This window comes from Actinokineospora enzanensis DSM 44649, assembly GCF_000374445.1.
Classification (GTDB): Bacteria; Actinomycetota; Actinomycetes; order Mycobacteriales; family Pseudonocardiaceae; genus Actinokineospora; species Actinokineospora enzanensis.
The window spans coordinates 123832-139005 of record NZ_KB894406.1 but is presented as its reverse complement, the minus strand read 5'-3'; the positions used below and the strand labels follow the sequence as shown (position 1 = coordinate 139005).

At 72.2% G+C, this 15174-nt stretch carries 7 protein-coding genes; 1 reads left to right on the top strand and 6 read right to left on the bottom strand.

Annotation, left to right across the window (positions count from 1 at the left end; genetic code table 11):
- Positions 1-102: 102 nt before the first annotated feature.
- Entirely contained in the window at positions 103-1674 is a 1572-nt protein-coding gene (locus C503_RS0107525; RefSeq protein WP_018681573.1) for an MDR family MFS transporter, read from the bottom strand.
- A 216-nt stretch (positions 1675-1890) separates the two neighbouring features.
- Here C503_RS0107525 and C503_RS0107520 point away from each other — a divergent pair, with 216 nt between their 5' ends.
- Positions 1891-4581 carry a helix-turn-helix transcriptional regulator gene (locus C503_RS0107520; protein ID WP_026316059.1) on the top strand — a complete coding sequence of 897 codons (2691 nt, stop codon included), beginning with the start codon at positions 1891-1893 and terminating at the stop codon, positions 4579-4581.
- A 34-nt stretch (positions 4582-4615) separates the two neighbouring features.
- Here C503_RS0107520 and C503_RS0107515 read toward each other — a convergent pair whose 3' ends face one another.
- From C503_RS0107515 to C503_RS0107495, 5 genes are read right to left on the bottom strand one after another with little or no spacing between them, the layout of a single operon-like run.
- Positions 4616-5878 carry an erythromycin esterase family protein gene (locus C503_RS0107515; protein ID WP_018681571.1) on the bottom strand — a complete coding sequence of 421 codons (1263 nt, stop codon included), beginning with the start codon at positions 5876-5878 and terminating at the stop codon, positions 4616-4618.
- Between the two features lie 12 nt (positions 5879-5890).
- Positions 5891-7051 (bottom strand): RCC1-like domain-containing protein, encoded by a 1161-nt coding sequence (locus C503_RS38475; RefSeq protein WP_018681570.1) that lies wholly within the window; start codon positions 7049-7051, stop codon positions 5891-5893.
- The gene (locus C503_RS38470) at positions 7048-8556 is read right to left on the bottom strand and encodes an MDR family MFS transporter (RefSeq protein ID WP_156893049.1); all 1509 of its coding nucleotides are present in this window, start codon (positions 8554-8556) and stop codon (positions 7048-7050) included. The genes C503_RS38475 and C503_RS38470 overlap by 4 nt, the downstream gene beginning before the upstream one ends.
- Before the next feature lie 17 nt (positions 8557-8573).
- The gene (locus C503_RS0107500) at positions 8574-10238 is read right to left on the bottom strand and encodes a (2,3-dihydroxybenzoyl)adenylate synthase (protein ID WP_018681568.1); all 1665 of its coding nucleotides are present in this window, start codon (positions 10236-10238) and stop codon (positions 8574-8576) included.
- A complete protein-coding gene (locus tag C503_RS0107495) occupies positions 10235-15148 on the bottom strand; it encodes a type I polyketide synthase (protein ID WP_245572425.1) in 4914 nt (1637 codons plus the stop codon). Before C503_RS0107495 ends, C503_RS0107500 begins: the two co-directional genes overlap by 4 nt.
- Positions 15149-15174 lie beyond the last annotated feature (26 nt).

The following is a 15174-nucleotide window of genomic DNA, read 5'->3' as shown; positions in this document are numbered from 1 at the left end:
TGGCAACCGCAACCCCACCAAGGCGTCAGTGCGGGCGCGGACGACGACACCGCGATCACCGGTCCAGATGTGGGCGCACCAGCCATCGGTCGTCATCCTGGTTCAGCGGCGGGTCGTGCCCGAGCCGCGCAGTGACTTGGCGTTGACCGACGGCCCGTCGCCATCCGATCGGGGCTGCGGCATCTCCTTCGGGTCCGCCTTCCGGTCACCCTGCGCGGCCTGCTCCCGGGCGGCGCGCCGGTTGGCGGCCAGCAGGGCGAGCGCGGGCAGGATCGCCAGCGCGGCGCAGGCCAGCGGCAACCAGAACGTCTCGGCGAACGCGGTGGTCATGCCGGGACGCGCGGCCGGGGGTGGCTGTCGGCCGAGCATGGTGTCGCCGTCGACCAGGTCGGACACCCGGTACTGGAGGAACACGGCGAACAGCGCGGTGCCGAGCAGGCCGCCGACACGTTGCACGATGTTGAGCACCGCCGTCGCGCCCGCCATGGCCTCGCGGCGCAGCGTCCGGTAGGCGGCCGACATCGCGGGCGTGATCGTCAGGCCGACGCCGAGGCCGACCACGAACAGCGCGCCGGACAGCAGCAGGTAGCTCGCGTTCTCCTGGTCGCGGACGAAGGCCAGGTAGCCGACGGCCATCAGGACCGAGCCGACGAGCACGGCAACGCCCGCCTTGCCCTTGTCCACCAGCCTGCCGCCGACCTGCATGGAGATCGCCGCGCCGATCCCCTGCGGGGCCGTGAGCAGGCCCGCGACCAGGGCGGACTCGCCGCGCAGGGTCTGGTAGTAGAGCGGCAGCACGAACATCGCGCCGATCATGGACGCGCCGGACAGCACGTTGACCAGGTTCGCCGAGGTGAACGAGCGGTCGGCGAACAGCTTGAGATCCAGCAGCGGCGCCTCGGCCCGCAGCGCGTGCACCACGAACCCGACCAGCAGCAGCCCGCCCGCCCCGAGCATGATCGGCACCGCGGCCGGGACCGGACCCGGGCTGACCAAAGTGGACAGACCATAGACCAGCAGGGCCAGGCTGGGCGAGAGCAGCAGCAGGCCGAACAGGTCGACCCGACGGCCCGGCCTGCCCTCGGTGCGGTCGATGAGCCTCATCGACAGCGGCAGCGCGATCAGTCCGATCGGGATGTTCACGAAGAAGATCCAGCGCCAGGAGAACGAGTCGACCAGCGCGCCGCCGACCACCGGGCCCAGGATCGGCCCGAGCAGCAGCGGCACACCGACCAGGCTCATCACCCGGCCTACCCGCTCACGTCCGGCGATGCTCGCCAACAGCGCCTGCCCGGCGGGCAGCACCATGCCGCCGCCGATGCCCTGGATCACCCGGAACACGATCAGGCTGGGCACCGACCAGGCCAGCCCGCAGAGCACGGACCCGACCAGGAACAACGCCAGCGAGAACAGCCAGAGGTTCTTGCCGCCGAACCGCTCGGCGGCCCAGCCGGTGAGCGGGATGACCGCGGCCAGCGCCAGCAGGTAGCCGCTGGCAACCCACTGGATGGTGGCCAGCGGCGAGCCGAACTGCTCGGACAGCGCGCGGATGGCGACGCTGACGATCGTCGAGTCCAGCACGGTCATGATCGCGCCGAGGGCGACCACCCCCGCGATGACCAGCACGTGCCGCTCCAATGGCGGCGGCGCGCCCGCCGCCCGGTTCTGGGACACCCTCGGACCTTCCTCTCACCCGCTGCGGACGTGACGCGGACGGCGCCTGGGGGTTGCCGGGCCCCGGCGCGCGCTTGGGGGGACGAGCCGCCGGGGGGCGGCGCATGGGGTGCGCCGTCCGCGTCACTCCGACCGACGTTACGGGCGGTGATCGCCGGTACGCACCACGCACATCACCAGTCCGTGCCGGTCCGATCACCGGTAGGATCGGTGGTCATGTTCCTGGGCCGGACCGTCGAGCTGGCCGCGATCGGTCGGCTGATCGGGCAGGCCCGGCACGCCCGCGGGTCCGCGCTGGTCCTGCGGGGTGCGGCGGGCATCGGCAAGTCGGCCCTGCTCACCACCGCGGCGGCCACCGCGCCCGACACCCGGCTACTGCGCGTGGTCGGCGTCGAGTCGGAGTCCACGCTCACCTATGCTGCGCTGCACCAGCTGCTGCTCCCCGTCCGTGACCGCGTCGACAGCCTCCCCGACCCGCAGGCCGACGCCCTGCGCGTCGCGTTCGGGCTGGCGTCCGGACCGCCCACGCAGCCGTTCCTGGTCTCGGTCGCCGCGCTGACCCTGCTGTCGGAGCTGGCGGTCGAGAAACCCCTGCTCATCGTGATCGACGACGCCCAGTGGTGCGACGCCGCCTCCCAGGACGCCTTCGCCTTCGTCGGCCGCCGCCTGGAGGCCGAGGCGATCACCATGCTGCTCGCCGTCCGGGACGACACCGGCCGCGACATCGACGCCGCCGGACTCCGGCAGCTCCACCTCACCGGCCTCGACGACGCGACCGCCGCCGAGCTGCTGGGCGACCGCGTCTCCGCCGCCCTGCTGCCCACCCTGGTCCGCGACACCGGCGGCAACCCGCTGGCCCTGCTGGAGCTGGCGGACCGTCTCGACGGCGACGGGCTGCCGCTCACCGGCCGTCTCGAACGCGCCTTCCTCGACCGCATCCACCGCATCGGTCCCGACGCGGCCATGCTGCTGGTCGCCGCGGCCGCCGGGACCAGCGGGATCGCCGCCGTCGAACGCGCCGCGGGCTACCTGGGCGTCGACCCGGGCGTGCTGCGCTCCCCCGAGGTGTCGGACCTGGTGCGGCTGGAGGACGACGCGCTGTCGTTCCGTCACCCCTTGGTGCTGTCCGCCCTCTACGGCTCGGCCCCGCCCGACACTCTCCGTGCCGTCCACGACGCCCTGGCCCGAGCCCTCGCCGACGACCCCACGCACGCCGAACGCCGCGCCTGGCACCGCGCCAAGGCCAGCGCCGGTCCGGACGAGGAAGTCGCCATCGAGCTGGAACGCTCCGCCACCGAGGCCCTGCACCGCTCCGGCTACCTCGCGGCAGCGGCGGCCCTGGAACGCGCCGCCGAACTCAGCCACGAGGTCGATGCCCGCGCGCGCCGCCTCACCGACGCCGCCAAGGCCGCCTGGCGAGGCGGGGACACGACCACGACCTTGGCCTTGCTGGACCGCGTGCGGGCCCTCTCCCCCGGCGGCACGGTCGGCCTGGAGGCTCAGTACCTGCGCGGCTCGGTCGAGCTGCGCGCCGGTTCGCCTGCCGAATCGGTGTCGATCCTGGTCCCCGCCGCGCGTCAGGCCGTGTCGGTCGATCCGACGCTGGCGTTGAAGATCCTGCTGCTGGCCCGGGAGGCGGTGTTCACGGCCGCGCATCCGGAGGCGATGGACGCCCTCGCCCAGAGCCTGCGGTCGTTGCCCGAGCTGAACCAGCCCGCCGACCGTCAGATGGCGTTCCTGCTGGACACGTTCCTGGCGCCGCACGCCGCCCACCATCACTCGGTGACGGCCGCGCTCGTGGAGGTCGAGTCCTCCGACGATCCCGAACTGCTGCTCGCGGCCGGGGGCATGGCGTGGGCGGTCGGCGAGTACGGGCTGTCGGCTCGTCTGCGGGCCCGTGCTGTCGCTCGTGCTCGCGCTCTCGGGGCTGCCGGGACACTGGCGTTGACGCTGGAATACCTGGTACCGGACGAGATCAGCCGGGCCCGGTACGCGGCCGCGGAGGCGCTCGCCGACGAGGGGCTCCGGTTGGCGGAGGAGACCGGTCGACGGAACTCGGCGAGTCTGCATCTGGCCTTGTTGAGCACGGCCACCGGCTTGCGCGGCCGGGGGCCGGATGCGCGGCGGATGGCCGAGCAGGCCCTGTCCGAGGCTGTGCCGCGTCGGTTGGTGAAGGTGGCCGACGTGGCGCAGCGGTCGTTGGGGCTGTTGGCCCTGGCCGAGTGCCGGTCGGCGGATGCCTTGGTGGCTTTCTCCAAGTTGGACGGTTCCGGGCCGGTTCCCGGCAGTCCGGTGATGGCCGTGAGCGCGGTGCCCGATCACGTCGAGGCGGCTGTGCGAGCGGGGGCGCCCGAGGTCGGGGAACGACTCGTCGGGCGGTACCTGAGTTGGGCCGAGTCCGTCGGTTCGGCCGAGCTGACCGCTCTCGCGTCACGAAGTCAGGCGTTGGTGGCCGGTTCCGCCGAGGAAGCCTCGGGACACTATCGGGAGGCTTTGCGGTTGCACGCTTTGGCGGATCGGCCGTTCGATCACGCGCGTACCGAGTTGCTGTATGGGGAGTTCTTGCGGCGGGGACGGCATCGGGGGGCGGCTCGGGGGTATCTACGGTCGGCGATGGACGCGTTCGCCCGGTTGGGGACGCCTATCTGGGCCGAGCGGGCTCGGGCGGAGTTGCGGGCCGCCGGAGAGTCCGTGGGTGGGGTTTCCGTCGGGGTGGCCGAGGGGTTGACGCCGCAGGAGATGCAGGTGGCTCGGGCGGTGGGGCGGGGGGCCACCAACCGGGAGGTGGCGGCGGAGATGTTCATCAGTCCCCGCACGGTGGACTACCACCTGCGGAAGATCTTCCGGAAGCTGGATATCTCGTCCCGGCGCGACCTGATGAAGCTGAACCTGGACTCGCACCACTAGCCCCACCACCACGAACCACTCTTGTCGCTTGGGGTCAGAGGTCCCGGGTGGGGGTGCTGGTGCGGGTGTGGATCACGGCGTCGTACCAGTCGGTCTGGGTGCCGCCGGTGAGCCAGTAGGACTCCGAGGGGATATCGGGAGACGCCACCGAGCCGATCACCCTGGCCTGTCCCTGCCTCGCCCGCCACTCTCGGACCTCGTCCGGCAACTCTCCCCGGAAACTCACCAGATAACTCTCATGCTCCACCGAGTTCAACACGGAGTCCACGAACCCATCCGGCACCGACGAAGTTCCCACGACGCGCCGCTGGAACGGCGGCAGCCCCCAACCGGAGACGACCTCCCCCTCGCCATAGCTCAACGCCAATGACGCATACCCGTCCCCGAACCGATCCCGGAGATGCCGCCCGGTGGGCCGGAATCGGATGGTCCCCTTGGGTGGAATGGCAATGGCGAGCTCATCGGCCCGGAAGCTGTGCGCCGTGGTGGACCAGTAGGCGATCCGGTGTCCGGTGTGTTCATGCCACCAAGCGAGGTTGTCCGCCATGAACCGGTCTCGATACCCATCCTCCACCACGTGATGGGTGTAGTGCTCGTAGAAGCCCACGATCTGCCGCGTGTGCTGCACAGCCAGTTCGTGTGTCTGGTCCCCCGCGGTACGAGGCAGTGACTCCACCAGCTCCAGCGCGGCTCGCGCGTGCGCCACCAATGCGTCCTTGTCCTGTGCCTGCGTGAAGAACCACCCCACGTGGTCGGGCCCGGTCGGCCGGATCGGACCGAAGTGCGCGGCCAGATCCGCAGCCCGCTCAGGGGCGACGCGGCCCACGTGGTCGGATACCAGGTCGTAGACCTCGGCCCGGGTGTCGATCACCCCGGCACCCACGAACCGGACTCGCTCGGTGGCACGGGAGTTGTAGTCCCGCAACCACTCCAGCAGCTCGCGGGTCTCCCGCGTGCGCCAGGGCATCCCCGAATCGGCGACCAGGGCGTCCACATCGCCTGTACCACCACCGACGTACTCGTCGATGGGGAGCGCGACGTCCCAGTCCTCCTCGGTCGCGACCGTGCGGAAGCCGAGTTCCTCGATCAGGTACTGGATCACGGCCGTGGTGAGGGTGAACTGCTCGTGGGAGCCATACACCGACCCGCCGATACCCACGATCCGGGCGTCACCCACGACGTCCCGCAGCGGCGACAACGCGGGCCGGGCTTGCGAAGCGTTGGTTCCGGGCAGTGGATGGGCGTTGGCGGTGAGCCAGGACGCGACGGCCTGGGTATTGCCGGTCACCGTGGTCATGAACGGGCTCCCTCAGGCCAGGGCGACGGTGTAGCCGCCGCCGGGGTTCTCGCGGAACTGGGGCACTTCGCCGCCCACGGTGATGTGGCGGACGCCGGACAAGCCTGCCGCCTGGACCGGGGTCGCGCGGCTTTCCGTGGTGCCGTCGCCGAGTTCGCCGTTGTCGTTGCAGCCCCAGGACCAGACGGTTCCGTCGGCGCGGAGGGCGACGCTGTGGCCCGCGTTCCCGGGCTCGGCGTCGGAACCGCCGCCCACAGCGGCTATGGCGGTGATGTCGGTGAGATTCAGGGTGGCGACGGGGGTGGAACTGTTGGTGGTCCTGCCGTTGCCGAGCTGGCCACGGTCGTTGAGGCCGAAGGCGCGGACCGTGCCGTCCTCCAGCAGGGCGAGCGTGTGGTGGTAGGCGCCCGCCAGGGCGCGGACACCGCTCAGCGCGTCGATCTTGGCCGGGGCGGCGCGGTGGGTCGTCGTGCCGTCGCCGAGCTGGCCACAGTCGTTGAAGCCCCAGGCGAGTACGGAGCCGTCGGCCAGGAGGGCGAGGCTCTGGCCGCCGCCCGCGTACAGCGACGCCACCTCGGGAAGGCCTTCGACGCGGGCGGGAATGAAGCGGACCGGGTAGGACTTGCCCATGTGTTCCTGGGTGGCGTGTCCGGGCTTCAGCTCACCCGCGTCGCCGAGCTGGCCGTAGTCGTCCCGGCCCCAGGTCCACACCGAACCGTCCGCCAGCAGTGCCAGGCTGTGGCCGCCGCCCGCGACGACCTGGGTGGCCGGGCCGGGGAGGCCCTCGACGGGGATCGGGACGGGGCTGATCTGGTGGGCGGAGTCGCCGAGGCAGCCGAAGAAACCGGCGCCGGAGGCCCAGACCGTGCCGTCTGCCAACAGGTACAGGGTGTGGCCACCGCCCAGGGAGACGGAGCGGATCGGGGCGGGCAGGCCGCGGACGGGTGCCGGGCGGTCGCGGTTGTCGGTACCGCCGGTGGCGGTCTGGCCGAAGATGTTGCGGCCCCAGGACAGCGCGGAACCGTCGTCCAGCACGACGAGGACGTGGCCGCTGCCCGCCTCGACCTGGCGGATGTCGTCGGGCGCCGCGATCCCGGTTGGCGTGGCACGGCTGCCCGGGCCGCCGTCGCCCAGTTGGCCGTTGGAGTTGTCACCCCAGGTGAAGACGCTCATCGGATCCCCTTCTCCTTCGCTTCCTCTTGCTCGGATTGCTGTCCCTCCTCGCCCCAGGGACTGACATCGGCGCGGAGCCGGGTGTTGGGCAGCAGCAACGTCAGCAGCACGGCGGCCAGCATCACCGGGACGCCCGCCCAGAACACGACGCGCAGCGCGTCGGCGAAGCGTTCGGCCAGACCGGTGGGCAGGGCGCGCGGGTCGGTGTAGACGACCCGGTCGGCGCCGCTGACCCGGGACGCCACCAGGGCACCGAAGACGGCCGCGCCGATGGACGAGCCGATGGTGCGGAAGAACGCGGCCTGCGCGGTGATCGTGCCCATGTGCTCGCGCGGGACGGCGTTCTGCACGGCCACGATCAGCTTGGAGATGACCATGCCCATGCCGACGCCCAGCACCGCCTCCGCGCCCCACACCGACCATACCCCGCTGTGCGCGTCCAACGTGGAGAACAGGTACAGGCTCACCGTCATGATCGCGCAGCCCGCCACCACGACCGGCTTCATTCGGCCCAGCACCGAGGAGATCAGCCAGCCGCTGAGGCCGGAGCCGATCATGACCGCGATCATCAGCGGGAGGAGGTTCAGGCCCGCGTCCACCGGGTCCTGGCCGCGCACGACCTGCAGGTAGATGGGCAGGAAGAAGTAGCCGCCGATGATGGCGACGCCGACGAGGAAGGTCACCACCATGGCGATGCCGACTTCCCGGCCACGCAACAGGTCCAACGGCACCAAGGGTTCCGGCGCGCTGCGTTGCCGCAGGATGAACGCCACGGTCAACACCGCCGTCGCGGCCAGCAGGGCGATCGTCGTGGTCGAGGTCCAGTCGCCGCGCACGGTCGCGAGCACCAAAGTGGACACTCCGGCGCCGAGCAGTACCGCGCCGAGGTAGTCCACGGTGTGCTCGCGCCGAACCACCGGCAGCTTGAGCGAGGTCGCCACGGCCACCAGCGCGAGCACGCCGATGGGCACGTTCACCAGGAATGCCCACCGCCACGACACGTACGCGGTGAACGCGCCGCCGATCAGCGGCCCGGCGAGCGAGGCGAGCGCGTACATCGCGCCGACCATGCCCTGTACCCGCCCGATCTGCCGGGGCGGCACGACACTGGAGCTGATCGTGAACGCCAGCACCACGAGCCCACCCGCGCCGAGTCCTTGCAGCGCGCGGAAGGCGACCATCTGCGTCATGTCCTGGCTCAGCCCCACGGCCAGCGAGCCGACCGTGAACACGCCGATCGCCACCAGGTACATCGGCTTGGGCCCGTACAGGTCCGCGAGTTTTCCGTACAGCGCAGTGGACACTGTGGACGTCAGCAGGTACGCGGTCACGACCAGCGCGAAGTCGTCCAGCGAGCCCAGCTGCCCGACGATCGTGGGCAGCACGGTGCCCACGATCGTCTGGTCGAGCGCCGACAGCAGCTGCCCGGACAGCAGCACCACCAGCACGGTCCGCACCTGCCAGGGGGCGAGCCCACCCGGCCGCGCGGCCACCGTCTCGGTCATCGCGTCCTCCTCCGCCTTCACGCCCGCACCGGGGCAGCGCCGTCGACCACCTGGCGGCGCAGCTGCTTCTTGTCGACCTTCCCGACGGCGGTGAGCGGGAGCTCCGCCAGCACGTCCAGCCGTTCCGGGATCTTGTACTTGGCCACGCCGCGCGCCTCGAACGCCAACCTGAGCTGCTCAAGCGTGAGTTCCTGATCCGCGTGCAGCACCACGCACAGACCGACGCGCTCGCCCAGCTCCGGGTCCGGGATCGGGATCACGGCGGCCTGCCGCACGGCGGGCAGCTCCAGCGCCAGGTCCTCGACCTCGGGCGCGGAGACCTTCTCGCCGCCCCGGTTCACCAGGTCCTTGATCCGGGACAGGACGACGAAGTTGCCGCCTGCGCCGACCCGGACGATGTCGCCCGTGCGATACCAACCGTCGGGGGTGAACGCGCGTAGATTGTGTTCCGGGGCGCGGAAGTAGCCGCGTGGCGTGTAGGGGCCCCGGGTCAGCAGCTCGCCCGCGGCACCGGCGGGGACGTCGCGACCCTCGTCGTCGACGACGCGGCATTCGTCGTCGGCGCTGATCGGGCGGCCCTGGGTGGTGGCGGCGACCTGCGGCGGGTCGTCGAGGCGGGTGTAGTTGAGCAGGCCCTCGGCCATGCCGTAGACCTGTTGCACCCGGCAGCCCAGCGCGTCGGCGAGCGTGGTCGCGAAGCCCGCGGGCAGCACCGACCCTCCGATTTGGACTGTGCGGAGGCTGGACAGGTCGTGCCCGGTGGTCCGGGCGGCCTCGGCCCAGCGCTGGCCGATCGCCGGGACCAGCGGGCAGGTGGTGACCCGCTGCCGTTCGATGATGGCGAACGCCACCTCCGGGCGCGGCGATCGGGTCAGCACCACACGGCCGCCCACCATCAGCGTGGCGAGCAGGCCGGGCGAGCCGAGCGGGAAGTTGTGCGCCACCGGCAGGGTCACCAGGAACACGGTGTCCGGGCCGAACCCGCAGACCTCACCGCTGCGGCGGGCGTTGTACTCGTAGTCGTCGTGCGTCCGGGGGATGATCTTCGGCACGCCGGTGGTGCCGCCGGAGAGCAGGAACAGCGCGACCTCGCGGGAGCCGACGCCGAGCCGGTCCAGCCGGTGCCTGCGCGCGGCCGCGTCCCCGTCGACCGCCATCAGCCCGCGCACGCCGTGGTGTCCCTTGTGGACTTCGTCGCCGAGGACGAGCACGATCCGCTTGCGTGCCTTCGCCAGCTCGGCGGCGAGGACCTGGTGGGCGAAGTCGCCCAGCCGGTCGGGGGTGGCGATCGCCTTGACCTCGGCGAGGTCGGCGAGGTAGCCCAGCTCGTGCTCGCGGTGCGCGGGCAGGGCGAGCACGGGGGCGACGCCGATCCGCAGGCAGGCCAGGAAGAACACCACCGACTCGGCCGTGTTCGGCAGCTGCGCCAGCACGTTGTCGCCGTCGGCCAGGCCGAGGCCGAGCAGTCGGTCGGCCAGCGCGTCCACGCGTTCGGCCAGCGCGCGGTAGGTCCAGCGGGTCTCGCCGTCGACCACGGCGACCCGGTCGCCGTGCGCGGCGGCCCAGTCCCACACGTAGTCGCCGAGTGGCCGCCCGCGCCAGTGGCCCGCGCGCACGTAGCGGCGCACGGCCTCCTCCGGCCACGGGACGGTGCCCTTGCGTCGGGTGCCGGGGCTGGTCATCGCTCTCCTTCCGGCTCGGGGTGCAGCAGGGCGTCCAGGTGTGCGGCGACGGCGCGGACCGAGGGCCGGTCCCAGAACAGGGTCGCGGGCAGGCTCACGCCGAACCGGCGCTCCAGCGCGACCCGGATGGCCTGGGCCAGCACGGAGTCCACGCCCGCCTCGGCGAGCGCGCCGCCCTGGTCGACGCGCTCGACGCGCAGCTCGGCCGCGACGACCTCGGCGACCGCCGCGGGGATGTCGTCGGGGATGTCGGGTCCGGTCGTGGTCTCGGGGGCTGTCAGTCCGGCGAGCAGCGGGGGGCGGTGCGTGCCGGGGACGTCCGGGATCGTGCGGAGGATGGCCAGGTTGGCGGTGTCGGTTCCGTTGGCCTGGTCCCAGGCGGCGAAGGCCTCGGCGGCGGTGATGTCGCCGGTGCCGCGGGCGCGGAGTTCGGCGTCGACGGACTCCGACGTGGTGGACATGCCCAGACCGCGCCAGGACGTCCAGGCGAGGCTGACGGTGTCGTGCCCGCGGTGCGTGGCCAGCGCGTCGAGGAAGGCGTTGGCGGCGGCGTAGGCGGCCTGGCCGGGCAGGCCGAGCAGGGGGCCCGCGGAGGAGAACAGGGTGAGGAAGTCGAGCGTGCCGGGGGGGAACATCTCGTGCAGCACGAGCGCGCCCGCGATCTTGGGGCGCATGACCCGGATCAGCGAGAGCGCGTCGACGTCCACGGCGAACCCGGTGTCCAGCACGCCCGCCGCGTGCACGACACCGCGGATCGGGGGCAGGCCCAGCTCGCTTCCGGTGAGCAGCTTGGCCTGGAGCCGGTCGGTGAGGTCCATGGCGACCGCGCGGACGGTGACGCCCGCGGACTCCAGCTCCCGGACACAGTCGACGCGGGCCCGTTCCTCCCGGTCCGTCACGTCGTCCCAGAGTTCGCGCGGCGGCAGGCCACGCCTGCCGACCAGGACGAGCCTGCGCGCGCCCCGGTCGGCGAGCCAGTGGGCCACCTCGCGTCCGAGGGCACCGAGACCGCCGGTGACCAGGTAGGTGCCGTCGGGGCGGCAGACGAGCGGGCGGGCCGGGGTGGTGACCGTGATGAGGCGCGGGGTGCGGGTCTCACCGTCGCGGATGGTGAGGATGTCGGGGGCGGGTCCTGCACGGAAGACGTCGAGGAGCTGGGCGGCGTCGGCGTCGGGGTGGAGGTCGACGAGGCCGCCCCAGAAGTCGGGGTGCTCCCCGGCGAGCACGCGTGCGACGCCCCAGAGGGAGGAGTGGTCGAGCGCGGTGGCTTCGAGGACGCCCCTGGTCAGGCACCACAGGGTCGGCCGGCGCTCCGGGGGCCTGCGGGCGAGGTGGGCGGCGGCGCGGAGCAGGAGCCAGGAGGACTGGAAGGCGCTGACGCCGACGTGCGGGCCGTGGCCGGGGGCGACGAGGACGACGGTGTCGGGGGTGAGGTCGGTGAGGTCTTCGGGGTGGGTCACCCAGCGGGTGGGGACGTCGAACCCGATGCGCGGGGGCGGGGTCTCGCCGTGCAGGACGACGATCCGGGTCACGGTCCTGGTGCCGGTGAGGACCGTGGGCGTCCAATCGAGACGGTGGACCAGGTCGCGGGACCGGGGGGTGGTGTCGACGGCGCCGTAGTCGATGCCGGTGAGGGTGGCGAGGGTGGTGGTGTCGTGGAGGATGCGCAGGTCTTGGCCGTGGACGGCGATGGTGACGTGCTCGGGGAAGTGCTCGTCGGCGACGGTGACGCCACGGATGTGCGCGGGCATGCGCAGGCCTTGGCCCTCGGACGCGTGCGTGGCGGCGAGCGAGAGGGCGGCGTCCAGGGCGGAGACGAGCGGGGTCGTGGGGTCGAGGGTGACCTGGGCCAGCATGCGGTCGCCCTGGCGGGAGAGTTCGCTGATGCGCCAGGGGAATCCCATGGCGGCGACGCCGACCTCGGCGAGCGTGGTGGTCACGTAGTCCGGGTCGAGCCGTTCGGCGAGCGGGGAGACCTGGTGTTCTTCGAGTTCCGGGGTGGTGGCCGTGGACGCGGTGGTGTGGGTGACCCAGTCGTCCTTGTCGCCGCTGCTGAGGCGGAGGGTGGTGGCGGTGTGCAGAATCTGGATCTCGCGGCCTGCCGCCACCGGGACCGGGGTCTTGAGGGTGACGTCGGTCAGGGTTCGGGTGTCGGCGGCGCGGAGGAAGGTGGCGAGCAGGACCGCGGCGGGGACGATCTCGACGCCGAGGACCGGGTGGCGGCCGGGATAGGGGCGGGTGTCCAGGTCCAGGCGGGTGCGCCAGAGCGTGGTGGGGGTGGGGCCGTGCACGACGGTCCGGTGGCCCAGGAGGTCGTGGGTGGCGGGGTTGTGGGTGTGCTGCTCGCGCGCGGGGGCGAAGTCGACACGGAGGTGTTGGTGCTGCCAGGCGGTGGGGGGCAGGGTGGTGAGGGTGCCGTCGGGCTGGATCGTGTGCCAGTCGACGGGGACGCCCGCGCTGTGGAGTCTGCCCAGGTTGTCCAGGAGGGTGAGGCGCTCGGGTCGGTTGCGCCGCAGGGTATGGGCGGTGGTGGCCGAGCGGTCGGTCTCGGTGATGGCGTGGGTGACGACCGGGTGCGGGGAGACTTCCAGGAACAGGCCGTGGCCATCGGCGATGGCGGCCTCGATGGCGTGTGTGAAGCGGACCGGGTTGCCCAGGTTGGCGGCCCAGTACGCGCCGTCGCGGGGGCCTGGGTCGCGGGGGTCGTCGGATGTGGTGCTGTAGAGCGGGATTCGCCGGGATCGAGGGTTGAGGGTGGTCGCGGCGAGGCGATCGAGGAGCGGGTGCACGTGCGGGCTGTGGAACGCGATATCCGTGGCGACCCGACGCGCGCGGCCCTCGGCAACCAATCGTTCGATGACTTCGGGAGTTCCCGAGACCACAGTGGATTTGGGGCCTGCAGCGATCGCCGGAGTGACTCCCGGAAGCGCGGCGTCCTCGAAGGACAGTGGGACGACGGCCATGGCGCCGGTGCCGGCGACCTCTCGCAGCAGCGCCGACCGTCGGCAGATCAGGCGTGCTCCGTCCGCTTCGGTCAGCGCGCCCGCGACGACGGCCGCCGCGATCTCCCCCACCGAGTGCCCGATGATCGCGGCAGGCTCGACCCCGTACCGGGCCCAGACGGCGGCGAGTCCGATCTGGACGGCGAAGATGGCGATCTGGGCGTCCGGGGTGTCGCCGCCCTGCAACAGATCGACCGGGTGGCGGACTCCCTCGGTCGCGAACACCGCGTCCAGGCGCTCCAGGGTCGCGACGAAGACAGGTTCGGTGGCCAGCATCCCGGCCCCCATGCCCACCCACTGCGAGCCATGGCCGGAGAACACGAACACCGGCTTCGCCGCCCGTGCGCGCACCGGCTCGACATAGGCCAGGCGGGCGATCAGGTCGTCCCGGTCCATCGCGGGCACGGTCGCCCGCCACGCCAGGTGATCCCGGCGGTGGGCCAATGTGTGCGCGACATCCGCCAGGGGCGCGTCGGACGTGCCCAGCCAGGTTGCCAGACGCTCGGCCTCGGCCAGGACGGCGTCGGGCGAGGCGCCGGAAAGCGGGTAGAGCCGTGGCGGCCGCACACTCGCTCGACGAACCGGGCGAAGCGGTATCGGCCGGGCCACGGGTGAAGTCGGGGCGACGAGCGGGATGGCGGAGATGTCCGACCAGGTGGCCAGCTGGTCGGACACGCGGCTCGTGGAGCGCTCGGGGGTCTGTTCGAGGACGAGGTGGGCGATGGTGCCGCCGTAGCCGTAGCCCGAGACACCCGCGCGGCGTGGGCCGTCCGGCCAGTCGGTGCGGCGGTCCACCACGCGCAGGCCCGGGGGGATCTCCGGGTTGGGGGCGTCGAAATGCAGCGTGGGCGGGATGACGCCGTGCCGGAGGGCCAGCACGGTCTTGATCACGCCCGCGACGCCGGAGGCGGCCTCCAGGTGGCCGATGTTGCTCTTCACCGAGCCGATCAGGCAGTCCCCGTAGACCTCGGCCAGCGCCGCGGCCTCGGTCGGGTCGCCGACACGGGTACCGGTGCCGTGGGCCTCCACGTAGGTGATGTCGGCGGGCTCCAACGCGGCGGCGGCGAGGGCGGCGCGGAGCAGGTGGGCCTGCGCTTCACGGCTGGGTGCCATGATGCCGTCGGTGCGACCGTCCTGCCGGACCGCGCTGCCCCGGATGACCGCGTGCACCCGATCGCCATCGCGTTCCGCATCGGACAGTCGCTTGAGGACCAACAGACCCGCACCCTCGCCCCGGGCATACCCGTCGGCACTCGCGGCGAACGGCCTGCTGCGGCCACTGGGCGACAACGCACCCGCAGCCGCCATCACGGCCGTCAGACCCGGGCCGATCATGAGCATGACCCCGCCCGCGACCGCCAACGGCACCTCGTCCGCACGTAACGCCTGGCAGGCGAGGTGGATGGCGGCCAGCGAGGCCGAACAGGCGGTGTCGACGGCGATGCTGGGGCCGCGCAGGTCCAGGGCGTGCGACACCCGGTTCGGGATCGCACACAGCGACGAGCCGATACCGGAGTATGCCTCGATGCCGGACAGATCGGCGAGCAGCTCGCGACCATGATCGTCGCTGTTGACTCCGATGTAGACACCAGCATCCGAAGCGGCCACTGTCGACGGCCGAATACCCGCGTCCACCAAGGCTTCCCAAGCCAGTTCCAGCACAATCCGCTGCTGCGGGTCCATGATCGCGGCCTCACGCGGCGACAGACCGAAGAACTGCGCGTCGAAACCGTGCACGTCCGCCCGGAACCCGCCCGCCGTCGGCACACCCGGGGCGTCGGTCCACCGATCCGCAGACACCTCCCCGACCGCGTCGCCGCCCGCGAGCAGGAACCGCCACAGGTCGTCCGGGGAGTCGACCGGTCCGGGCAGCCTGCAGCTCATGCCGGTGATCGCGATCGGCTCCACGGTCCGCACCCCCTCTCGACCGTCCA

Bases quoted from the DNA above. Each gene is read 5' to 3' on its own strand.
- C503_RS38475 (WP_018681570.1), bottom strand. From the start codon at position 7,051: ATGAGCGTCTTCACCTGGGGTGACAACTCCAACGGCCAACTGGGCGAC.
- C503_RS0107520 (WP_026316059.1), top strand. From the start codon at position 1,891: ATGTTCCTGGGCCGGACCGTCGAGCTGGCCGCGATCGGTCGGCTGATC.
- C503_RS0107500 (WP_018681568.1), bottom strand. From the start codon at position 10,238: ATGACCAGCCCCGGCACCCGACGCAAGGGCACCGTCCCGTGGCCGGAG.
- C503_RS38470 (WP_156893049.1), bottom strand. From the start codon at position 8,556: ATGACCGAGACGGTGGCCGCGCGGCCGGGTGGGCTCGCCCCCTGGCAG.
- C503_RS0107515 (WP_018681571.1), bottom strand. From the start codon at position 5,878: ATGACCACGGTGACCGGCAATACCCAGGCCGTCGCGTCCTGGCTCACC.